The organism is Saccharothrix sp. S26 (assembly GCF_021390395.1).
In the GTDB taxonomy this organism is placed as follows: Bacteria; Actinomycetota; Actinomycetes; order Mycobacteriales; family Pseudonocardiaceae; genus Actinosynnema.
In genome coordinates this window covers 272,174-293,615 of sequence record NZ_JAJUWT010000002.1, presented here as the reverse complement: position 1 = coordinate 293,615, position 21,442 = coordinate 272,174, and the positions used below count along the sequence as shown (strand labels likewise).

Sequence of the window (21,442 nt, the reverse complement as noted above, 5' to 3'; positions counted from 1 at the left end):
ACCACACGCTCGAAGCCACGCTGGTGATCACATCGCCCGACGACAACGTTCCCGCACCACCCGCTGCCACCACCGCACCGCAGCAGCCGGATGCTCCGCCCCACACACCCGCCACACCAGCGATATCGCAGGTAGGCACCAATGTGATTGCGGTACGTGCCCCCGGTGCGACTCGAACGCACACTGGACGGATTTTGAGTCGGCTACGCGCAGAGGTATCTGTCGCCACCTGGGCTTCCGACGCCTCGACGCGCAGCCGACGCGCTACTCAGGTCGACGGTGACGCCGTTTCATGGACAAGCTCATGGACAACGATCAAGATCGACTTTGTTGCTTAGGCTGGGCGAGCAACCACTGACAGCACTGCATCAGTCTTTGCCACTTTTCTATGCAAATTCTGCAACACCTTAGCAAAATCAGCACCACGCAGCGCAGCATAGTTCACTTTGAACTTCTTCAACACGTCCAGCTGAAGGCGATAGTACTCTTTATCTCGGATCAAGACGCCGATCTCGATCAGCGCATCGCGCGTAGCATGCGCAATGGGATTGGATCCGATAATCAACTTGTCGAGGAGTTCCCAGTAGGCAGAGGGGACTTCGCGGGTACTGCCACGCATCGAAGTTAGGATACGTCTGATCCAGAAGAGCAGTTCGTACGCAACCTGCGGATCAATATATGCGCCCATCTCGGGAATTTCAGTACTATACGGCGACCATTGGTACCAAGAATTTGGCCACTGAATTGATAGACAGTCGGCGGGATACGAAGAAACTTTCAACTGTGGCTCATGAACTACTTCATCGCGAACAATAATGACAACACCGTGATTCTCGGATCCTCCTGACGCGATGAAATTATCGCCTTCAAGATGCAGTTCTCGAGCAATAAGGACTACTCCAGGACCGAATTGAACCCGAACCCGCAGGTGACGAGATGTTTACGGCCGCATTAGCAGATATGACACAGTCGGACAAGGGGGCCGTTAGTTCAAGAACGCCAACCGGTTCTTCGATCATAAAAACCATGCTATAGCCAACACCGGCAGAACCGTCTTCCGGGATATCCGCCAGCGTAAGCGAAGCAGGATTATTCCCATCGCTATAATATCCGATAGGAGCACTTCCGGACGCCGCGAGTCGATGTGACCTGATAATCCCATCCACCAACGATTCATCGAGCAATTTGGCTGCACGGATAGAGTCTTTGGAGAAGTCAACTTCGGGACTTAGGTCGAAAAGGAAGTGAGCATAAAATGGGCCTTCAGGGGAGCATTGTGAGAGCAACTGCTCTTTGCTCATACCTACTACGGCGACAGTCTCCGACGTTACAACGAAAGCACGCACGTAGTCTTCGAAAACGGCATTAGAGAACTTCTTGCCGATCAAAAACGGATGATCGTTTACGAAGCTTTCGATCTGCTCTTCATATGCAACTCGTTCGTCTCCATCGAGGACCGCCGGATAGACTACTTCAAATTTTCCATCGAGGATGACACGGAGGATACGTAACGTTTGTTCTTCGCGACCATATAAAACGGCCGATTTTTCAGCCGATAACCGCAGCGCTTTCTTGATACGTGGGCGTACTTTGTCACTTTCTCGATCCAAGATGCCTTCAACAATCTGCCGGAGCAACTTACCTCTAGTAACCGCAGCGGGATGATCTCCAACGAGAGTAGTTATGCCTTTCTCACCTTGAGGGTTATCTACAGCGAGCCTCTCCGCCAACGCAAGAAGAACCGGTGGATACCCAAGAAAGCTACCAGCCTCGGCCCAGAATTGACGAGGCTCCCCACCTTCGAAACCCAACGCTTCCGATAGTTCGGAGAATACATCGTCACGAAACTTCGCGAACGGTACCGGGTGATCTCGGTGTACTCTATAAGGCTTCTTGTCCACCTCTTTCCGATCTAGTGTTTTATCAATTAACTCTGCACTCTGCTGGTGGGTCAGAGGATGAATACGCGAAATCGACGTACGCATGCCGGCATCGTCAAGAATCAGATACGCGTCTTCGATGGCTTCACGACGCCCTAAAATGACAACCTGGCCGTGCGGGTTCGCTTCTTTCATGAACTCGGCAAGATCTTCCAGAAAGGCAAAGAAGTTATTTCTGCCTGCGAGGAGCCGCGCCTCGTCCAAACTGTCCAATACCACTGAACGCTCGCCAGCCAAAAGAGCCGATATAAAAGACGGAGCCTCTTTCCATCCGAGCACTCTGGGCAGAAGCCCGGTGAGAGTATTGCTACCTACTTGCAGATGCGCCAAGTCCACGAGTGGCGCGTTGAGTTGGTACGCAAGCGCCGACGCTGCCGCCGACTTCCCCCCAGCTCCAGGAGCAGTAACCAGCACGATGTGCTGCTCCCCAACTCCGGCCTCGGCTGTGACATCAGGCCAGACATAGGCGGAATCCGGTTTTGCGTCTACCACGAATCCCACATGTGGCGCAACGACGTTCGGCACGTCACCATGCCATGCAGGAAGTTTTTCAGCCATTTGCAGTAATGGAAGCCTATCTGCCATCGCAGCAGTCTACAGGCGAGCGCATAAGGATCAAACTGGTGACCTTAACTCGCAGTGTCAGGTCGAACGCACATCGTGCACAACTACCGAGCGCATCTATTAATAGGTAATCAAACACCTGCAATCCCACCGCAAACAGCATGCGGTACTATTCGACCATGACTCAAGATTCAGAAAGACTCCAATGGAAGGTCCACGGTGAGCGAGCGATCTATGCCAACCAGTGGGTCACAGTCGATCTTGTGGACGTTGAACCTCCCGATGGGAGCCGGTTTGAACATCACGTCGTCAAGCTACATCACGTAGCCGTTGCGCTACTGTTGAATGACCGGGAAGAAGTACTGACGCTATGGCGCTATCGCTTCGCCGTAGACCAGTGGGGTTATGAGCTCATCGGTGGACTGGTTGAGGAAGGCGAAGATCCGGCGACTACGGCTGCGAGGGAAGCCGAAGAGGAGACCGGTTGGCGACCGATTGGCGAGCCAGAGCATATCGCTACTTTTCAGCCGTTGCCCGGCATGGTCGACGCGCCGGTGAACGCCTACATCTGGCGGCAGGCAGAGAAGGTCGGCGAGCCGACCGATGCTGAGGAAGCTGCGAGGATCGAGTGGATTCCGATTGATCGGATGCTGGAGCTGATCAAGCGCGGTGAGGTGCTTGGGTCGGGGGCGATTGTGCCGATATTGTTCTACTTGGCTTCACGCAATGCCGGGTCCGCCGATCTCGGGTAGTTGAAGCTTGGCTAGGCGCTGGCGTTGGCGGTCGGAGCCGATGCGGGAGGCTAGTTGGCGGGCCTTGGCTGCGTAGCTCAGTGCGCCTTTGCTGTCGCCTGCGGTGGCGTAGGCGAAGGCTAGGTCGGCGTACATGTGGAGTTGAGCGCGGATGGCGGAGTGTGGGGACGTTTCCAGTTCCCGCACTGCCGCTTCGAGGTTGGTGACGGCATTGTGGTCGGCGAGTCGTACGAGTGCGCTGCCGCGCCATCTGGCTAGGTGGCCGTCGTTGAGGAGCAGGTGAGGCAGTTCGGGATCGATCGGGTTCGGTGGTAGAAGGGCTTGTGCCTCATCGAAGGCGCGTAGGGACTCGTCGTGGTGCCCGGCCGCTGCGAGTCCTTCTCCGTGTGCTGCGGCCAGCCAGCTTCGGAGGAGGGACGGGGCGCGGTTCTCGGCAACGTAGCGCGCGTACTCCAGCAACTCGACTGCGGCGACCGGTTCGCCGATGTCCAGGAGGATCACGGCTTGCTGCGCTGTGGCGTGCGCCAGGAGATGCGGTGAGTCTGCTTCGCGGGCGGATACCTTGGCGTCTTCGTGGTACTGCCAGGCTTGGAGTTGGGAACCTCGGTCGAGTGCTGTCCAGCCGGCGAGGGTGCGGGCGTCGGTGAGGATGGCGGCCAGGCGTTCGCGGAGTTGGGTGCTCACGCTGAACGTCTTGACGCTTTCCATTTGGCGGACGAGGTTGTTCAGTTGGTCGAGGACGACGACTGCACCGAAGCGTGCGTCGGAGTTGCGCAGGTCGTTGACTTGGCGTTGGAAGAGGTCGAGTGTCTCGCGGTCGATGTTCCGTGCGATGATCAGGCGGTCGCGGAGTTCTTCGGCCGATTCGTTGAGGTGTTCGGGTGGGAAGCCCAGTTCTTCGTTGGTTCGGCCGTAGAACTTGCGGAAGAGGCGTTGATAGCCAGGGTCGGTGACTTCTACCCGGCCGTTCTCCCAGCGGGACAGCATGACCGAGAGGGCTGACTGGCTGGCTACGGGTATGCCTAGTGCCTGTCCTCGGGTGAGGAAGTAGCGTACGACCTGTGCTTGGGTGCGTCCGGACTCTCGTCGGACGGCTTGAAGTCGTGTGATCGGTCGGTCGGCTCGGCGTTGTCCTGCCACGTTGTCCCCCGTCCCCTGAGGCCGTGACCTGCGGACTTAACTCCACCTAACACGGGTGGCGTTAGCCGCTGACAATTATTTCGTCCCCCTGTTCGGCGGTTTGCTGTTGTCATGACAGCGACGCAGGAACCGCCGAACGACTGCCGCGAACTAGTCCTTTCGTCGCGACTCGTCGTCAAGTCGGTTGGTGAGCGTGCCGAGTTGGGCGCGCAGTCCACGAATCTCACGGATGATGGTGTTCAGCAGCGGGATGACCGGGTTGTCGACCTGTGCCGCGGTCGGGTCTGCTTCCGGCGGGTTTTGGCCGGTGAGAACCGCGGTCAGGTGCTGCGGGTGCCAGTCGAGCGCCATCGACAGCGCTTCGAGGGTGCGCGGGTTGCGTCGGCGTTGGATTCGGCCTTGCTGGATCTCTCGCACGATGGCGAGCGAGACGCCCGACTTCTCGGCAAGTTCACGTTGCTTCAGAGCCAGCTCGTTCGCGCGGGCGTTGACTGCCTCCGCGACTGCCGACCAATCCTCTTTCACGTACGCCTCCGTGCTCCGCCCTCAGCGCCGACGTTAGCGCGCGGTTCGGACGGATTCCGGAGCCATGACTGAGATCAGCGGTGATTGACCGATAATCAACGCTTATGTCAGCGCTCCGAGCGGTGAAATCAGTCTTTCGGAGGCGTGACTAATGAGTACAACCAGCTCGCCCACCTTCTACACGGTGCCGGAGGCTGCCCGCCTCATGCGCATCGACCCGTCCACGCTGTACCGGGCGATTCGGGAGGACGCCTTCCCGGCTGTCCGGGTGCGGACGCGGTACGTCGTCCCGGCACGAGCGGTCGAGGAGATGGTCCGGCGGGCGGTCGATTCGGGCGGCGTGGTCGACGTGGCCGGTATGGCAGCCGAGCGGCGGACGGCTCGTGAGGTCGAGCGGCTGACCGGGGGTGCCGCGTGGTGAACCCGGAGGAGTACTTGGAGGTGATCGCGGCGGATCTTGACCGGTTCGCGGCGGTGCCGGATGAGGTGTTGTGGGAGATCGTCACGTTGGACGGGCGGTGCCTGTGGTTGGTGCCGGCCGACGAGGTGCCCGAGTGGGACGAGGAGGAGTCCACCGATCGGGAGTTGGCTGCCCGATTGTGCGTGGAGTGCCCGGTACGGCGTGCGTGCTTGGAACTGGAGTTGCGTACGGCCGGTGCTGACACGGTCGGTGTGTGGGGTGGGCTGTCTGAGGAGGAGCGGCGTGCCCTGTACCCGGTGTGGCTGGCGCGGCGTGGCCGGATGGGTGGGCCGTCGTCATGACGATCAACCTGACGGTTACGCAGGTGCTCGCCGGGGCCGGTGTGTTGTTGGCGTTGGTGATGGTGTGGCGGGCCGGTTCGCGCAGGGCGAAGGCTGCGGCGGACACGGCACGGGCCGGTGCGCGGTTGCTGTCGCTCACGGGTCGGGTGCTCGTGACGGCCGGCGTCATCGTGGGTGTGCAGTGGCTGGTGATCATGAACGGTCGGGACTCCACGTTGCTGTGGGTGGTGCTCGGTCTGCCGGCGCTGTTCTCGGCCTACACGCTCACCAGGGCACTGACGGTGACTGCAGTGGACGGGCCGCGTCGCAGGGGTGGTCGACGGTGAGCACACCGAAGGGTGTGGGAAGGGTGGTCGCCTTCGGGCGGCCACCCGCCGCGCCGGACGAGAACACGGCAGCGAGGCTCGCGCGGGAGGCTGTCGAAGCGGCTGAGCTGCGGGCGCACCAGGCGCGGCCGGACGTGGTGGCGTTGCGGGTGGAGCGTGTGCGGGCGCAGGTCGACCGGCTGTGTTGGGCAGGGATCGTGCTCGGTCTCGGGTTCACCATGGCCAACGTCCAGCACTTCGCGTCGGCCGGTGCGACGGTCTGGTCACTGCCGTGGCTGGCTGCCTGGCTGCTCGATCCCACGGTGTCGCTCGTGTTGCTGGCGATCCTGCGGGCGGAGCAGGTGACGGCGCGGTATCGGGTGCGGACGGGGCCGTGGGTGCGGCGGGCGAAGTGGTTCACGCTCGCGGCCACCTACGTCATGAACACCTGGGCGTCGTACGCGGCGGGGTCGTTGTCGGGGATCGTGCTGCACTCGGTCCCGCCGCTGGTGGTGTTCGTGGCGGCGGAGGCGGTCACGGACCTGCGGGACAAGCTGACCGAAGCGGTCTCGGCTGCGTTCACGGAAGCCGACCGGCGTGCTCCGGCGGCCGTTCATGAACCACGGTCGCGAACGAAGACCAGGAGGACCACGTTCGAGGAGTACCTGTCGGCCGCACGCGCAGCGTGGACACCAGGGACCACGGTGACGCCGTCGTGGGTACGTGAGGTCACCGGGTGCTCGCGCGGGCTGTCCTCGCGGCTCGCCGCCACGCTCGTCCGTGAGGTGAGCGGAAGTGGGTCATGAACGGTAGGGAGGTCGTGAGCGCGGTTCTGGAAGGCGAGTTCGTGAACGACGGGGCGCCGCTGCGGCGGGCGTCGTGGGCACGGCGGCTGACGGACTGGTGGCTGCGATCGCCGCGTGTGCCCAGTGCCCTGAAGTCACGACGGCTCCTGGCGCAGGCCGTCAAGGATTTCGTGGTGGCGGTGCTGCGGTCACCGTTCAGGTTCGTTGGTGCGGTTGCGCGTGGGCTCGTGGTCGCGCTGCGGTGGTGGCGGTCGTGGGTCCGGGTGGCCGACTACCGGGCGGCTGCGGAGCAGTCCGAGAAGTTGGCGGACAAGTTCACCGACATCCGGGCGCTGGGGCTGTTCCGGTGGAAGGTCACCGGTGCCACCTTCGCGGCCACAGGTGTGGCGTTCGCGGTGGTCGATCTCGTGTACGGGCATCGGGTGCTGTGGATCGGCGGTGGGGCGGTCGCGGTCGCGCTGGCGGTGCTCGGTCGCCGTAAGGACGGCTCGCCGGGGCGCAAGCCGGTGTTGGCCGGACCGCGCACGCTCACGTGGACGATGGACCCGCAGGTGCTCGTGGACGCGTTCCGGGACGCGAAGCTCATCGGCAAGGACGAGTCGCTGCGGCTGGTCGAGCGAGCCACGCGCCAGGGTGACGGGTGGGCGGTCACCGTGGACCTGCCCGCCACGCGCAAAGCGGCCGACGTGGTGAAGAACCGAGAGGCGTTGGCGTCGGCGCTCGCGGTGGACGAGGTGCAGCTCATCGTGGAGCGCGTACGCGGTAACGGCGGCCACGCGGGCAGGGTCGCGCTGTGGGTGGCCGACGAAGACCCCTACGGCTCCCCTCCACTGCGGACGCCGTTGTTGACGGTGGAGCGGTGGGACGCGTGGCGGCCGGTGCCGTTCGGTCGTGACGCGCGGCAGCGGCGGGTGGACTTGCCGTTGGTGTGGACGTCGTTGCTCGTAGGTGCGATCCCCAGGCAGGGCAAGACTTTCGCGGCACGGTTGGCAGCCGCGGGCTTGATCCTTGACCCGCACACACGGCTCTACGTGGCCGACTTCAAGGCCGGAAAGGACTGGCACGCAGCGGCACAAGTCGCCCACCGATTCATGGCCGGCGACGAACCGGCGCACGTCCTGGCGCTCGTGGACTGGCTCGTGGAACTCGTGGCGGAGGTGCAGGGCCGCTATCGGCGGATGCAGGAGCTTGACGACGAGGTGTGCCCGGAATCGAAGATCACGCCGAACATGTCCCGAGACCCGAGTCTCGACATGCCGGTGACCGCGATCTTCATTGACGAAGTGCAGATCCCGCTGGAGGACCGGACACCGCTGGAGGTGCAGGACAAGAAGCTCACCGCAGGCGAGTACGTGGGCGAGCTGCTGACATGGCTCGCACGCAAAGGACCGGCCGCTGGCATCGTGCTCGTGCTGGCGACTCAGCGGCCGGACAGCAAGACCATTCCCAGCAACCTGCGGGCGGTCCTGGGCTCGCGGTTCGCGCTGCGGGTCATGGACTGGCGCGACAGCAACATCGTGTTGGGCGAGCAGATGAACACACGCGGCTACGACAGCAGCCGACTACTGGCCACGCACAAGGGCGTCGGCATCCTCCGACCGGACGGGGAGACCACCGCCGGAGCCGACGTGTTGGCCACCACTGTGCGGACCTACTACATGCCCAATGAGGACTGGCGAGCCATCTGCGCCCGTGGGCGCGCGCTACGGGAGGCAGAGGGCACCCTGTCCGGTCACGCGGCCGGACAGGACAACCGACCGATGCTCGACCACGCCGCAGTGGCGAAGGCAGTTGGGACGGTCGCCGAACGCACGGCCGACGTGGAGGTGCCCGAACCGCTGGCGTCCGTCGTGGACTACCTCGGTGACGATCTCCAACCGGGCCGACGAGAGTTCGTGCCCACGGCGGAACTGGTGGCCGCGCTGGACGTCGAGCCGACCGCGTTCGGTCTGCGCATGGGCGAACTCGGGTGCCGGCCGACCCGCGACCGGATCACCACCGACGACGGCACACGTCAGGTACGCGGCTACCTCGTCGCCGACATCCGGGCGGCCCTGACCGCCCTCCGGGAAGGCTCGATCGTGGACGGTGAGGTGGTCGAGGATGACCGCTGACCCGTCCCGCACCCCGTCCCACGCCGGTGAACCCGTCCCACCGGCTGTGACACCTCCCAAACCGGCCCTCACCAGCACAAACAAGCTCTTGTGACGGGCCGGAGGTGGGACGGGACACCCGTCCCGGACAGGCGAAACGGCCGTGTGCGGTGCCATCCGAGTGGATGGTTCGCACACGGCCGTCCCGTCCCACGGGTACCGGGGGAGGCGTCCGGCACCCCATGCCCAACCGTCAAGGCGCGGTCAACGACGGTTGGAGGTTTCCAACAGACCCGCCAACTCCGGGCCGCTCATCAGCCCGTCACACTCCACCGGCGACACCAGCCACTGAGTCCGGTGCCCTTCCACCACGGTCGGTGGCAGCGGCAGCATCGCGTTCCGGGGGAAGACCAACTTCTCGTCCAACCCCTCCGCCGACGACACCACGAACACCGCCGACTCGATCATCAGACCCAGCGTCGGAACCGGAAGCATCACCACCGGCGTCGGCGACGCGCGGAACGCCTCCGTCCCAACCAGCCACCGCGCCGGCTCAGGCTCCACCACGACCGCAGTCATCAGCGTCCCGACCACGGCCAACGCCGACCGCGTGACGCCACCGTCCGACACCGGCCACAACCGCCGGACCTCCTCCGGGTCCACCGTCGCCATAGCCGGTGACGACAACGCCAGCGCGTCACACTCCGCGTCCGTGACCGGGTCGACGTAGCCGTCACCGACCCACAACGCACCCGGCACCACCGGCCACCCACGCCCCACGCACTCCAGCGCGGTCTCCAGACCGTTACTCCACACCCTTGCCCCCGACCCAGAAGATCCGGGGAATCGCGGTCCCACCGGCCCGGAAGAAGATCAGCGCGTTCTCCGCCGACTGCAGACCCATACGCATCCCGCCGTGCACGCCGATCACCTCCACACCCTTCTTGGTGGTGATCCCCCACGCCACGATCTGCAAGTCCTCCGGAGGCCCGAACGTCTCCTGCACCACCGCGAACACACGCGGAGCCTGATCGTCCACGAACTCCTGCACCTCACGGACGACCTTCGGGTCATCGAACAGCGAGACGGGCTTCGCGCCACCCTCGTCATCCACCAACGTCACCGTCATGACTGCCTTCCCTCTGCTCCTCGCGGACCTGGCGCACCTCGTCACACGCCCACACCGCGACTTGAGCGCTCTCCTCGCATTGCCGGACGTACCGCCTCCCGATGACGACGACGTAGAGCACAGGGAGCACGAGCCACACCACGAACAGCACGACTCCGCCGGGGTCACCCGCCAACTCTCCCCACACGACGATCACCACCTTCGACGATTCGCTGACTTCAGCTTCCCGAGTGACGCGGAAGTGGTAAACGACCTGCCATAGACCTAGCTGGACCTATGGGGGCATAGACTGGTCAGCGCTGACATCGGCGACATGGAGATCATCCGATGGAGTCAGGGCACCGACGCACACTGCTGGGCGAGCTGCTCCACGAACGCGGGCTCACCGCCGAGGAGTTCAGCGAGCAAGCCAACCGGTACGCGTACCAACACGGCATCGACGCAACGCTGAGCGCTCGCCACGTCCACCGCCTCGCTTCCGGGCAACGCGCCGACGGCCGGCCCCTCGGAGCACCGCGACCGGGCACCAAACGGCTGCTTGAGGAAATGCTCGGTGTCCCGATCGACCGTCTGCTGAAGCCCGTAGCGCCCGCACGCTCCGAAGCGCAAGCGTGGTCGGCCGAGGCGTTGGACCTGCGGGCGCGAATCAGGTCCGGTCGAGCCGTCGATCAGGAGACCGTGTCACTGCTTCAGCAGAAACTCGACCTCACGCGGGTCATCGATCGACGGCTGGGCGCATCGGCGTTGCTCGGCGAGTTACGGGCGCAGATCAGCCAGATGTGGAGCTTGCTCGGGAACATCCTCGACCAACAGGTGAGAATCGCGCTCGCGCGGGTGCTGGTCGACGCGTCCACGCTTGCGGGCTGGCAGTCGCTTGACCAGGGTTTCCTGCGGGAATCGTGGGAGCACTACAACCAGGCACGAAGCGCGGCACGGGTGGCGGAATCACGTGCTCTGGAGGCTTACGCCTGCGCCGGCCAGGCCGTCGTGCTGCTCGACATAGGCGAGGTGGAATCCGCAGTCGAGTTGACTCGCTACGCGTGCGCTGTTGCGGAACACCGCGCGCCAGGGCTGCTCACCTCGTGGCTGCTGGCCGGTCACGGTGAAGCGCTCGCTGCGGCAGGTGACCGAGACGGAAGCCTCCGGGCATTCGACCACGCTGAGTGGATCATGCCCGCCGATTCCGCCGACGCGGAAGCCCCGTATCTCGTGTTCGACGGAACGCACCTCACCAGGTGGCGAGGTAGTGCGCTTGCGCGACTCGGAGAACCTGAGGCGGTGGACGTGCTGTCCAGCGCGCTCGACCGGCTGCACCCGGATTTCGCACGAGCGGAAACGGCGCTGCGGGTCGACTTGGTGCAGGTGTTGTCGGTGCACGGCGAACGGGGGGACGCATCCGCACACGCTGAACGAGCACGACTTCTCGCCGCGCAGGTCGGGTCAACCCGCCAGCGCCGAAGGTTGGAAGCCCTAACCGGCTGAGGTCACGCGCGTGCCCGCTTCGGCATCCGCGACCCCAGGATTTCCGCTGCCTTGCGGTCCGAGGCCGCGACCCACGCGGCGTAGACCCGCAATGTGGTCGCGCCTCCCCCACCGTGCCCAAGACGGCCGGCGACCGTGCGGAGGTCCACACCGGCGGTCAGCAATTCGGTCGCCGAGTAGTGGCGCAGGGCGTGCAGGTGCGTGTCGATCTTGAGCCTGGTCGCCATGTCCTTGTACCGCTGGGTCACGGCGTTGGGCGAGTACGGCTCCTTGTGGTCGAGCGTCCGCGTGCCGCTGAACACGAACAGGTCTTCGGTGAACTCACCACCCACCGAACGCACCCGTTCGGCCACGCGCTCACGGTGCTCGCGGAGCAGCGCGACGGTTTCCGAGCCCAGCGCGATCCGGCGGTTCTGGTGGGTCTTGGTGTCCTTCTCCTTGCCACCCACCCAGTTACGGCGCAGGTCGATGACCTCAGCGTCCAAGTCCACCCGGTTGAAGCGGAGCCCGCACAGCTCCCCGCGACGCATCCCCGTGGTCATGACCAACCACACGAGGGTGCCCCAGTCGTCATCCATCCGGAACGCCTCTTCGACAAGCCGCGCGGCCTCAGCGGAGGTAGGCGGGTCCGGCTCCGGTGGCTTCTGCTTCGGGCGACGCGCCAGCTTTGCGGGGTTGAGGGTGATCCAGTCCCAGCGCGCCGCCGCGTTCATGGTGCCGCTGATGATCGAGTGGATCTGACGCACGGTGGACGCGGCCATGCCCTTGCAGACGTGCGGCTTGCACTTCTCCGCCAAGCAGTCGTGGTCACCCTCGGCGTTGTGCTTCTCGATGAACGGCTTGCGGTCGCAGCGGACGCGGCACCGGCGAAGCTCCGTGTAGAAGCTCTCCAACTCCAGCGCGCCCAGCTTGTTGACCGCGATCGCCCCGAGAGCCGGCTTGATGGTCCGCTCGATGTACCCGACGTAGGTCTTACGTGTGCTGTCCTCAAGTTCGTTCGTCGCGAGCCACCGGTCTATGGCGTGGTCGAGCCGAACCGCCGATGGCGTCGAACGCAGCTTGTCCACCTGGACGACGAGCTCGTTGCGCTTCTTCTCGGCGCGCTTCCACGCTGCCTTGCTGGTGCCCTGGATGGTCTCCCGAAGGTAGACCCGCTTACCTGTGACGGGGTCGAGTCCGGCGTAGACCTTGACCTGCAGAGGTCCCCCCGCTGCCCGATCTCCCCGCGCCGGCGACCCTCCGGAACGCGTGCAGCACTCATAGCCCCTGGTTACTCGCACCCAGGGCCGCACCCACTGATCAACTAATGATCAACATCTTCGGTTGTAACGCCTGGTCAGGCGCAGTGCCCCCGGTGCGACTCGAACGCACACTGGACGGATTTTGAGTCCGCTGCCTCTGCCGATTGGGCTACGGGGGCCGGCGGGAGCACTGTACTCGATCAGGTCGCCCGGCCGCCGTTCGGGGTGGCGGCCGGGGCGGTGGTGGTCAGGAGCGGACCAGGCGGCTGATCGCGGCGGAGGCTTCGGCGATCTTCTCGTCCGCCACCTCGCCACCCTCGGCGACGGCCTGGGCCACGCAGTGCTTCAGGTGCTCGTCCAGCAGGCCGAGTGAGACCGCCTGCAACGCCTTCGTGGCGGCGGAGATCTGGGTCAGCACGTCGATGCAGTACTCGTCGTTCTCGACCATCCGCTGGAGGCCCCGGACCTGGCCCTCGATGCGGCGCAATCGCTTGAGGTACGCGTCCTTGTCCGCCGTGTAACCGTGCATCGCTCCCGACCTTCCCTACCCTGGGCGGGTATCCGCACCCCAGGATAGGCCACTCGACCGGGTGTGACGGGCACCACGGGGTGACGGCGGGCGGGGCCGCACATTTCGGCTCGGTGCGGTTTGTGTCGCGAAATGACCCGTCCGGGGGCATCAGTCACATTTTCACCGCGAAAGGTTAGGCGATATTCCGCTGGTGCACTATGGTGTCGAGCTAAGCGTGTGGCGCAGAACAAGTCGAGGGCAGCACGCGCTATGCGAGCACACACGGAGGAACAGTGGCACAGCAGACCGTCGTCCAACTCATCGACGACCTCGACGGCAGCGAAGCCGCCGAGACCGTGACCTTCGCGCTGGACGGTGTGGAGTACTCCATCGACCTCTCGAAGGACAATGCGGACAAGCTCCGCGAGTCCCTGGCCGACTTCGTCGCCAAGGCGCGCCGCGCCGGCGGCCGCAAGCAGCGCAAGGGCACCGGCAAGAGCACGGTAAAGGCTGGTGACAAGGCTCAGGCCCAGGCGATTCGGGACTGGGCGCGCGCGCAGGGCCACCAGATCTCCGACCGGGGCCGCATTCCCCAGGGCCTGGTCGTGCAGTTCCAGGAAGCCCACGCTTCCTGACCCGCGTCGTTTCCCCCTGCGGCGGCCCGGCGCCACCGCAGGGGGAAACAGCAGTTCAGGGGCTGTCCGGGCGGCCCGGGAACCCGACGCCCACCAGCCTGAGCAGCGCGGTCGCCTTGACCGCCGTCTCCTCGAATTCCTCCTCCGGGTCGGACAGCGCGATGACCGCGCCCCCGACCCCGAAACTCACCTTGTCGCGGTCCACCACCAGCGTCCTGATGACGATGCTGAAGTCGGCCGTTCCGGAGAGTGAGAAGTAACCGAGGGCCCCGGAGTACACACCGCGGGGCCCGGCTTCCAGCCCGTCGATGATCTGCATTGTCCGGATCTTGGGCGCGCCCGTCATCGACCCGCCGGGGAACGCCGCCCTAACCACCCGGGTGGCGGAACTACCGGAACGCAGACGAGCCTGAACGGTGCTCACGAGCTGGTGCACTGTCGCGTAGCTCTCCACCTCGAAGATCCTGGGCACCCGCACGCTGCCGACTTCCGCGCAATGGCCCAGATCATTGCGGACCAAGTCGACGATCATGAGGTTCTCCGCGCGGTCCTTCGCGCTGGCAGCCAAGGCCCTGCGCAAACCGTCGTCCTCGGCGGCGGTCGCCCCGCGGGGGCGGGTGCCCTTGATTGGCTCCGATTCGACGACACCCCGACGGTCGACCCGGATGAACCGCTCGGGTGAGGTGCTGAGCACGGACAGCACACCGAAGCGGAGCAGCGCCCCGAACGGCGCGGGGCTTTCCGCGCGCAGGAACCGGTAGGCGTCCCACGGGTCGAGCGTGCCGCGCCACGTCACGGTGTTCGTCAAGCACACCTCGTAGCTCTCGCCCGCGGTGATGGCCTCCTGGCACGCCGCGACCAGCTTCAAGTACTGCGCACGGCTGTGTCGGGCCCGCACGGAGTCCGCCCGCGCCCGGCGCGGCGGGGCCTGCGGCACGGCGGTGAAATGGCGCAGGAAATCGGCCGTTCGGCCCAACCAGCCGTCCTCGTCGGACAACGCCAACAGGTACACGCACCGCGAAACGTGGTCGAAAACCAGCGCCCGGTCGGCGAACACGAATGCCGCGTCCGGTTGCTCCGAACGGTGGGCCGCCTCACCGCCGCACTCGGCCTTCAGCTCGTACCCGAGGTAGCCCACCCAGCCGAGCGCGAACTCGAACGGCACGTCGGGCGGCGCCACCCGCCACGCCGCCAGGTCGGCCTCCAGCCAGTCGAAGAACGGCCCGGGGTGCGTCACCCCGTCCACCGTCACCTCGCCGGTCCACACGTCGTACGTCGCCACCCGCGCCAGCGGCCCGGACGCGTCACCCATCACGGAGAACCGGCCCCGGTCGCCGACGAGGCTGCTGTCCAGCCAGAACGCGTGCTCGGACGCCCCGTGCAGGGCCGCGTGGACGTCCTCCGGCGGCGGGTGCGCGTCCACCCGCCGCACGAGCACCTCGCGCACGGGCCGAGGGGGAGGAGGTGCCGTCGGCGGGGGCAGGGCGGGTGCGGCGGCCGACGCGTCGGTCAGGTCGCGGAAGTTGGCCAGCAGCTGGTGGCCGTGCGACGTGCACACCGACTCGGGGTGGAACTGCACGCCCCACGCGGGCCGCGACCGGTGCCGCACGCCCATCAGCACGTCGTCGGACTCGGCCCAGGCGATCGGCTCCAGCGACGGCGGCAGGTCCGACACGGCCAGCGAGTGGTAGCGCACGACGGGCAGCGGGGACGGCAGGCCGGCGAACACGTCCACGCCGGTGTGCCGCACCTCGTCCACCACGCCGTGCCGGGGCGTGACCAGGCCCACGGACGCGCCGTGCGCGAGGCACAGCCCCTGGTGGCCCAGGCAGACGCCCAGCAGGGGGATGTCGGCGTGCTCGACCACCTCGCGGCACAGGCCGAAGTCGGCGGCGCGCTGCGGTCGGCCGGGGCCGGGCGAGATGACCACGTTGTCGAACCGCCGCAGGTCGGACAGCCGGAACCGCGGGTCGTCGTTGGTGATGACGACCGGTTCGCGCCCGTTCACCTGCGTGAGGTACTGGAAGAGGTTGAAGGTGAACGAGTCGTGGTTGTCGATGAGCAGCGTCCGCATGGCAAACAGCACGGTACCTGCACGAACACCCGGATGGAGTACCCCCGGACGAGGGAGGAGGACACCGAAGAGGCCGGGCGCGCGTGCCGCCCGGCCTCCCCGTCCCCGGCAGTGGCTCTCAGTCCAGGTGGAACTTCGGGTCCGCGGCGATCGCCGCCAGCTGCTGCGCCGTGAGGGGCAGCTCGGCCATGGCGGGGTGGCCGGAGTTCCGGTACTCGCGGGACTGCCCGACGATCACCAGCGTGCCGTCGTCGAACCGGTGGAACGCGGCCTGCTCCAGGCCGTTCGCGCCCCCGTCGCCGGTGACGACCGCGACCTTCGCGCCGCCCGCGTCGACCAGGTCGCACCGCCCGTCGCCCTCCACCGGGTACGGCCGGCTGGTCGCCATCCCGCAGCCGGGCCGGTCACCGACGCGCGAGTTGCCCTTCGTCTCGACCTGGATCCACAGGTGCCCGACGCCCGGCACGTCGGCGCGCTCCACCGGCGTGTAGGCCAGGTACTCCCAGACCTCCAGGGCGCCGGCGTAGTCGGCGAACTGCGACTGGGTGCGGGTCATCGGCCCGTAGTCGGGGAAGCCGATCCGGGTCTTGTCCTGTGCCCGCAGGCCGCCCGGCAACGACGAGATCAGGTCGTTGAGCACGGCGACGCTCTTGTCCGCCCGCGGCCCGCTGGTCGCGGTCCGGTCGGTCTGCCCGTTCGGCCACGGGGTGCTCGTGGAGGTGCCCGAGGGCCGCCCGGTGGTCGTCGGCCCCGTGGTCGTCGGCCCGGTGGTCGCTGAGGACGGCTTCGACGGCGGCCCGTCGGTCGGCGTGACCGACGGCCGGGACGACTGCCCTCCCGCCACCGGGGCACCACCGCCACCGGACAGGTTCGGCACCAGCACGGCGCCGACGGCGATCGCCACCACGGCGAGGCCGGCCAACCCGCCGCCCCACGTCGCCTGCCTGCGGCGCTGCGCACGGCGGGCGCGGTCCAGCGCAGCCTCGGGGCTCATGGGTGGCGGCGGGCTGCTCGCCACCATCACATCCTGCAACGCGCTCTTCAGCTCGTGCTCGTTCATCGCACCTTTTCTCCCTGCTGAGGGGTGATCAGGCCGCGCAGCGTCTGCAGCCCCCGCGCGGCCTGGCTCTTCACCGTTCCTTCGGAGCAGTTCAACGCCCTGGCGGTCTCCTCGACCGACAGGTCTTCCCAGTACCGGAGCACGAGCACGGCGCGTTGCCTGGGCGGCACGGCCGCCAGCGCCTCCAGCAGCACCAGCCGGTCCTCGGCCGAGCCGCGTGAGACGTCCGCCACGTCGGTGGTCGTCTCGCTCACCCGTTCCTTGCGGAACCAGCCGCGACGCAGGTCGGACACGAACGTCCGGACGAGCGTCCGGCGGGTGTAGGCGTCGAGTGCCTCGTGCCGGTTGATCCGCCGCCAGGCCACGTAGAGCTTGGCGAACGTGGCCTGCACCAGGTCCTCGGCACGGTGCCAGTCACCGCACAGCAGGTACGCCGTGCCGCGCATGGCCTCGGACCGCGCCGCGAAGTACTCCGCGAACGCGGTGTCCCGATCACTCATCTGTCCTCCCCCGTGCTGCGGTACGCGGTAATCACGCCAGCGGGACGCCGACGGGTTGCATCCCGGCGGCGGGATTCGTGGAAACTGGTCACATCACCACTCGGGAGGCCCCGCCTTGTTGTTCTTCGTGCTGTTCGCGGTCGTGATGGGCGCGGCCCACTACTACATCTGGGCGCGGGCCGTGCGGGCCACGACCCGACCCGGACGCGGTCGCCGGGTCGGCACCGGGGTGGTCGTCTTCCTCTACCTGCTGCTGATGGCGGCGCTGGCGGTGGGCAGCGCGGGCGGGCCGTTCGGGGCGCTCGTGGCGTGGCCGGGGTTCATCTGGCTGGCGGGCGCGTTCTACCTCGCCCTGATCCTGGCCGTGCTGGAGATCCCCCGGCTGGTGCTCAACCGCACGGCGCGCGTGCCCGAGGCGCCGGTCACCGTCGGCGCGCCGGACGTGCCATCGGGCACCACGCCGCAGGAGCAGCCCGCCGACCCGGGTCGGCGGTTGTTCATCGCCCGGTCGCTCGCCGTCGCGGGCGGCGTGGCCGCGACGGGCGTCGTCGGCTTCGGGACCACGCAGGCACTCGGCGACCCGGTGGTCAAGCGCGTGCCCGTGACGCTGGGCAAGCTCGACCAGCGGCTGTCGGGCTACCGGATCGCGGTGGTGAGCGACATCCACCTCGGGCCGCTGCTCGGCCGCGGGCACACCGAGCGGATCGTGCGGATGATCAACGAGCAGCGGGTGGACCTCGTGGCGGTGGTCGGCGACCTCGTCGACGGCACGGTGGACGAGCTGGGCGAGGCGGCGGCTCCGCTGCGCGACCTCGTGAGCACGCACGGCAGCTTCTTCGTCACCGGCAACCACGAGTACTACTCCGGCGCCGAGCCGTGGCTGGCGGAGCTGGAGCGGCTCGGCGTCAACCCGTTGCGCAACGAGCGGCTGCGGATCGAGCGGGCCGGCGCGTCGTTCGACCTCGCGGGCGTCAACGACGTCACCGGCGAGGCGTTCCAGGACGGCCCGGACTTCGCCCGCGCGCTGGACGGCCGCGACACCTCCACGCCCGTGGTGCTGCTGGCGCACCAGCCGGTGCAGGTCCACGAGGCCGCCAAGCACGGCGTGGACCTGCAGTTGTCCGGTCACACGCACGGCGGGCAGATGTTCCCGTTCCACCTCGCGGTCGGCTTGCAGCAGCCGGTGCGCAGCGGGCTGGAGACCGTCGACGGCACGCAGGTCTACACCAGCAACGGGGTCGGGTTCTGGGGTCCGCCGGTGCGCGTCGGCGCGGCCCCGGACATCACCGTCGTGGAGTTGCATCACAAGTTCGCCCGCCGATAGCGCATTTTTCGCCCGCACCACCTAGAGTGGACGGCCGTGCCCGAACACGGTCAGACCGTGCCTGATCACGGTTGCGGAGGGGGACCCCTAGCGAGATGACGACGAGCTTTGCCGACGAACGGCTCCGCGAGGCAATGGCTCGTATTCGTCGTTTCCTGGACCACGACCAACCGGACACGCCCTGCCTGGTCATCGACCTGCCGACGGTGCGCGACCGGTTCGCGGCGATCCGCGCGGCGCTGCCGCGGGTGGGGATCTTCTACGCGGTCAAGGCCAACCCGACGCCCGACGTGGTCGGGCTGCTGGCCGCCGAGGGGTCGAGCTTCGACGTCGCCAGCCCCGCCGAGATCGACCTGTGCCTGGCCCGCGGCGCGGCGCCGGAGGCGATCTCCTACAGCAACCCGATCAAGAAGGCACGGGACATCGCCTACGCCCACGGGCGCGGCGTGCGACTCTTCGTGTCCGACAGCGAACAGGACGTGCGCGCGCTGGCCGAGCACGCGCCCGGCGCGTCGGTGCTGCTGCGGATCCTGGTCAACAGCAAGGGTTCCACCTACCCGTTCGGCAAGAAGTTCGGCTGCTCGCCCGAGATGGCGACGGATCTCCTGCGGTTGGCCGCCCAACTGGGCCTCGTTCCGCTGGGCGTGGCATTCCACGCGGGGTCGCAACAGCTCGACCCGCACGGCTGGGACGGCGCGATCGCCGACGCCGCCGACGTCATCGGCAAGCTGCGCGCCGAGGGCCTCTCGCCGACCACGGTCAACCTGGGCGGCGGCCTGCCCGCGGGCTACCTGACGCAGCCGCCGCCGCTGGCGGAGTACGCCGCCGCCATCACCGCGGCCATCGCCCGCCACTTCGGCGACTTCACGCCCGAGGTGATGATCGAGCCGGGACGCGCTATCGTGGCGGAGTCGGGCCTGATCCGCTCCGAAGTGGTGCTGGTGTCCCGAAAGTCCTATTCGGACGAACGCCGCTGGGTCTTCCTCGACATCGGCCGTTACGGCGGCCTCGCGGAGACCGAGGGCGAGGCCATCGCGTACCCGCTGGTCACCAGCAAGGACGGTGGCCCCGTCGGCCCGGTCGTGCTGGCCGGTCCCACGTGCGACGCGGACGACGTGCTGTACCAGAACACGTGCTACGAGCTGCCGCTGGACCTGCGCGCGGGCGACCACGTCGACCTGCTCGGCGCGGGCGCCTACACGGCCAGCTACTCGTCGGTGGCGTTCAACGGCTTCCCGCCGTTGGCCACGCACTGCGTGCGATGAGCGCGCCCCTGCTGTCCGCTGCTGTGCCCCCTCCTGAAGATGTTTGGAGTGATTGATGTCCGAACTCCCGTGCGAATCCGAGCCGGTTGGCTTGTTCGCAGGACAGCACGTGCTCGCCGAGCTCGAAGGCGTGAGCCCGGAACTGCTCGACGACGAGCAGTTCCTGCGACACGCGCTCGGCGAGGCGCTCACCCAGGCTGACGCCACGGTGTTGGAGGTGGTCTCCAAGCAGTTCGAGCCGCAAGGGGTCACCGTGCTGGCCCTGTTGTCGGAGTCGCACGCGTCCATCCACACGTACCCGGAAGTCGGTGCCGTGTTCGTGGACGTGTTCACGTGCGGTACGCGTGCCAAGCCCGCGCTCGCGGTGCAGTTGTTGGCCGAGGCCCTGGGTGCGGTGTCGGCGCGGACGGACATGATCAGCCGGGGCCACCGCGTCCCGGCGCTCGTCGGTGAGGAGAAAGCGTCTTGATCCGCGAACCACTCGCGGCCGGCATGACCAGGCACTGGGACGTCTCGGAGGTCGTGGTCGACACGCGCACCGAGTTCCAGCACCTGGTGATCGCCCGCACCGCCCAGGGGCTGTCGCTGTTCTGCGACGACGACCGGCAGAGCACCGAGTTCAGCCAGCTGACCTACCACGAGGCGCTGATGGTCCCGGCGCTGCTGCTGGCCGACCGCGTCGACCGCGTGCTGGTCATCGGGTCGTCGGAGGGCGTGGTGTGCCAGATGGCGGTGGCCGCGGGCGCGTCGGTGGTCGACCACATCGACATCGACTCGCAGGCCGTGCGGCTGTGCGCCGAGCACCTGCCCTACGGCTACACGCTCGACGAGCTGGCGCTGGCGGAGAAGGGCGAAGGCCCGATCCGCGTGCAGTACATCGACGGCTACGAGTACATCCGGACGACGTCCGAGCGTTACGACATCGTCCTGGTGGACCTGCCCGACGAGCGCGAGGAGGAGGCGCAGCACAACCGGCTGTACGGCGCCGAGTTCCTGGCGCTGTGCAAGGCGCTGCTGACGCCGGGCGGCGTCGTGGTGTCCCAGGCGGGCTGCCAGACGATGTGGCGCAACACCACGCTGATCCGCATGTGGCAGCGGTTCAACGAGGTGTTCGGCACGGTCGCGTACTACGGCTCCGACGAGCACGAGTGGGCGTACCTGTTCGGGCGCGCCGACGAGGTGGCCGACCCGACCGCGCTGATGGTCGAGCGCCTGCCCGCGTGCGGCTACCAGCCGGAGACGATCGACGACCTGGCCCTGGTCGGCAACTCGATCCCGCCGTACCTGGTGCGCCACTCGTTGGCCTGACACCAGGCGTGACCGGGGCCGTCCTC

At 66.8% G+C, this 21,442-nt stretch carries 23 protein-coding genes and 1 tRNA gene; 12 read left to right on the top strand and 12 right to left on the bottom strand.

The window, feature by feature from the left end:
- Nucleotides 1-334 precede the first annotated feature (334 nt).
- Nucleotides 335-619: a hypothetical protein gene (locus LZG04_RS03840; RefSeq protein WP_233813134.1), complete on the bottom strand. Its 285-nt coding sequence runs from the start codon at nt 617-619 to the stop codon at nt 335-337.
- 247 nt (nt 620-866) lie between these two features.
- On the bottom strand, nt 867-2,525 hold the full coding sequence (locus LZG04_RS03835; protein ID WP_233813132.1) for a hypothetical protein: 1,659 nt from the start codon (nt 2,523-2,525) through the stop codon (nt 867-869).
- A 158-nt stretch (nt 2,526-2,683) separates the two neighbouring features.
- On the opposite strand from LZG04_RS03835, the gene LZG04_RS03830 reads away from it, so the two are divergent.
- On the top strand, nt 2,684-3,256 hold the full coding sequence (locus LZG04_RS03830; protein WP_233813130.1) for an NUDIX hydrolase: 573 nt from the start codon (nt 2,684-2,686) through the stop codon (nt 3,254-3,256).
- Here the strand turns inward: LZG04_RS03830 and LZG04_RS03825 are convergent.
- A complete protein-coding gene (locus LZG04_RS03825; RefSeq protein WP_233813128.1) occupies nt 3,224-4,243 on the bottom strand; it encodes a tetratricopeptide repeat protein in 1,020 nt (339 codons plus the stop codon). The genes LZG04_RS03830 and LZG04_RS03825 overlap by 33 nt on opposite strands.
- Nucleotides 4,244-4,546: 303 nt before the next feature.
- Nucleotides 4,547-4,921: a hypothetical protein gene (locus LZG04_RS03820; protein ID WP_233813126.1), complete on the bottom strand. Its 375-nt coding sequence runs from the start codon at nt 4,919-4,921 to the stop codon at nt 4,547-4,549.
- Between the two features lie 151 nt (nt 4,922-5,072).
- Here LZG04_RS03820 and LZG04_RS03815 point away from each other — a divergent pair, with 151 nt between their 5' ends.
- Genes LZG04_RS03815 through LZG04_RS03795 form a run of 5 tightly spaced genes read left to right on the top strand, consistent with a single transcriptional unit; the run spans nt 5,073 to nt 8,908 of the window.
- Nucleotides 5,073-5,342 (top strand): helix-turn-helix domain-containing protein, encoded by a 270-nt coding sequence (locus LZG04_RS03815; protein ID WP_233813124.1) that lies wholly within the window; start codon nt 5,073-5,075, stop codon nt 5,340-5,342.
- Between the two features lie 20 nt (nt 5,343-5,362).
- Nucleotides 5,363-5,683, top strand: coding sequence for a WhiB family transcriptional regulator (locus LZG04_RS03810; protein ID WP_308198954.1), 321 nt, complete (start codon nt 5,363-5,365; stop codon nt 5,681-5,683).
- Nucleotides 5,680-6,009: a hypothetical protein gene (locus LZG04_RS03805; protein WP_233813120.1), complete on the top strand. Its 330-nt coding sequence runs from the start codon at nt 5,680-5,682 to the stop codon at nt 6,007-6,009. The genes LZG04_RS03810 and LZG04_RS03805 overlap by 4 nt, the downstream gene beginning before the upstream one ends.
- Nucleotides 6,010-6,023: 14 nt before the next feature.
- Entirely contained in the window at nt 6,024-6,794 is a 771-nt protein-coding gene (locus LZG04_RS03800) for a hypothetical protein (protein ID WP_233813519.1), read from the top strand.
- Nucleotides 6,791-8,908, top strand: a complete 2,118-nt coding sequence (locus LZG04_RS03795; RefSeq protein ID WP_233813118.1) for an FtsK/SpoIIIE domain-containing protein — start codon at nt 6,791-6,793, stop codon at nt 8,906-8,908. Before LZG04_RS03800 ends, LZG04_RS03795 begins: the two co-directional genes overlap by 4 nt.
- A gap of 243 nt (nt 8,909-9,151) precedes the next feature.
- Here the strand turns inward: LZG04_RS03795 and LZG04_RS03790 are convergent, their stop codons facing one another.
- Both LZG04_RS03790 and LZG04_RS03785 read right to left on the bottom strand, forming a co-directional pair.
- The gene (locus LZG04_RS03790) at nt 9,152-9,703 is read right to left on the bottom strand and encodes a hypothetical protein (protein ID WP_233813116.1); all 552 of its coding nucleotides are present in this window, start codon (nt 9,701-9,703) and stop codon (nt 9,152-9,154) included.
- Nucleotides 9,693-10,016 (bottom strand): hypothetical protein, encoded by a 324-nt coding sequence (locus tag LZG04_RS03785; protein ID WP_233813115.1) that lies wholly within the window; start codon nt 10,014-10,016, stop codon nt 9,693-9,695. Before LZG04_RS03785 ends, LZG04_RS03790 begins: the two co-directional genes overlap by 11 nt.
- Before the next feature lie 327 nt (nt 10,017-10,343).
- On the opposite strand from LZG04_RS03785, the gene LZG04_RS03780 reads away from it, so the two are divergent.
- Complete coding sequence (locus LZG04_RS03780) at nt 10,344-11,498, top strand: hypothetical protein (protein ID WP_233813113.1); 1,155 nt, start codon at nt 10,344-10,346, stop codon at nt 11,496-11,498.
- A 2-nt stretch (nt 11,499-11,500) separates the two neighbouring features.
- On the opposite strand, the gene xerC is transcribed toward LZG04_RS03780, so the two are convergent.
- From xerC to LZG04_RS03765, 3 genes are all read right to left on the bottom strand, one after another.
- Nucleotides 11,501-12,778: a tyrosine recombinase XerC gene (gene xerC / locus LZG04_RS03775; protein ID WP_233813110.1), complete on the bottom strand. Its 1,278-nt coding sequence runs from the start codon at nt 12,776-12,778 to the stop codon at nt 11,501-11,503.
- 66 nt (nt 12,779-12,844) lie between these two features.
- Nucleotides 12,845-12,918 (bottom strand) — tRNA-Leu (locus LZG04_RS03770).
- 68 nt (nt 12,919-12,986) lie between these two features.
- A complete protein-coding gene (locus tag LZG04_RS03765; protein ID WP_233813108.1) occupies nt 12,987-13,268 on the bottom strand; it encodes a metal-sensitive transcriptional regulator in 282 nt (93 codons plus the stop codon).
- A gap of 275 nt (nt 13,269-13,543) precedes the next feature.
- Between LZG04_RS03765 and LZG04_RS03760 the strand changes: the two genes are divergently transcribed.
- The gene (locus tag LZG04_RS03760; protein ID WP_015104119.1) at nt 13,544-13,885 is read left to right on the top strand and encodes an Lsr2 family protein; all 342 of its coding nucleotides are present in this window, start codon (nt 13,544-13,546) and stop codon (nt 13,883-13,885) included.
- A 55-nt stretch (nt 13,886-13,940) separates the two neighbouring features.
- Here LZG04_RS03760 and pabB read toward each other — a convergent pair whose 3' ends face one another.
- The 3 genes from pabB to LZG04_RS03745 form a co-directional block, all read right to left on the bottom strand.
- The gene (gene pabB / locus LZG04_RS03755; protein WP_233813106.1) at nt 13,941-15,959 is read right to left on the bottom strand and encodes an aminodeoxychorismate synthase component I; all 2,019 of its coding nucleotides are present in this window, start codon (nt 15,957-15,959) and stop codon (nt 13,941-13,943) included.
- A 118-nt stretch (nt 15,960-16,077) separates the two neighbouring features.
- On the bottom strand, nt 16,078-17,019 hold the full coding sequence (locus tag LZG04_RS03750) for a hypothetical protein (RefSeq protein WP_233813104.1): 942 nt from the start codon (nt 17,017-17,019) through the stop codon (nt 16,078-16,080).
- The gene (locus LZG04_RS03745; protein ID WP_233813102.1) at nt 17,016-17,519 is read right to left on the bottom strand and encodes a SigE family RNA polymerase sigma factor; all 504 of its coding nucleotides are present in this window, start codon (nt 17,517-17,519) and stop codon (nt 17,016-17,018) included. The genes LZG04_RS03750 and LZG04_RS03745 overlap by 4 nt, the downstream gene beginning before the upstream one ends.
- A 118-nt stretch (nt 17,520-17,637) precedes the next feature.
- Between LZG04_RS03745 and LZG04_RS03740 the strand changes: the two genes are divergently transcribed.
- The 4 genes from LZG04_RS03740 to LZG04_RS03725 all read left to right on the top strand — a co-directional run bounded on the left by LZG04_RS03740 (nt 17,638) and on the right by LZG04_RS03725 (nt 21,416).
- Nucleotides 17,638-18,843, top strand: coding sequence for a metallophosphoesterase (locus tag LZG04_RS03740; RefSeq protein ID WP_233813517.1), 1,206 nt, complete (start codon nt 17,638-17,640; stop codon nt 18,841-18,843).
- Nucleotides 18,844-18,938: 95 nt separating this feature from the next.
- On the top strand, nt 18,939-20,108 hold the full coding sequence (locus LZG04_RS03735; RefSeq protein WP_233813100.1) for a type III PLP-dependent enzyme: 1,170 nt from the start codon (nt 18,939-18,941) through the stop codon (nt 20,106-20,108).
- Between the two features lie 55 nt (nt 20,109-20,163).
- Nucleotides 20,164-20,577 carry an adenosylmethionine decarboxylase gene (speD, locus tag LZG04_RS03730; RefSeq protein ID WP_233813098.1) on the top strand — a complete coding sequence of 138 codons (414 nt, stop codon included), beginning with the start codon at nt 20,164-20,166 and terminating at the stop codon, nt 20,575-20,577.
- Nucleotides 20,574-21,416 carry a spermidine synthase gene (locus LZG04_RS03725; protein ID WP_233813096.1) on the top strand — a complete coding sequence of 281 codons (843 nt, stop codon included), beginning with the start codon at nt 20,574-20,576 and terminating at the stop codon, nt 21,414-21,416. The genes speD and LZG04_RS03725 overlap by 4 nt, the downstream gene beginning before the upstream one ends.
- Nucleotides 21,417-21,442: the final 26 nt, after the last annotated feature.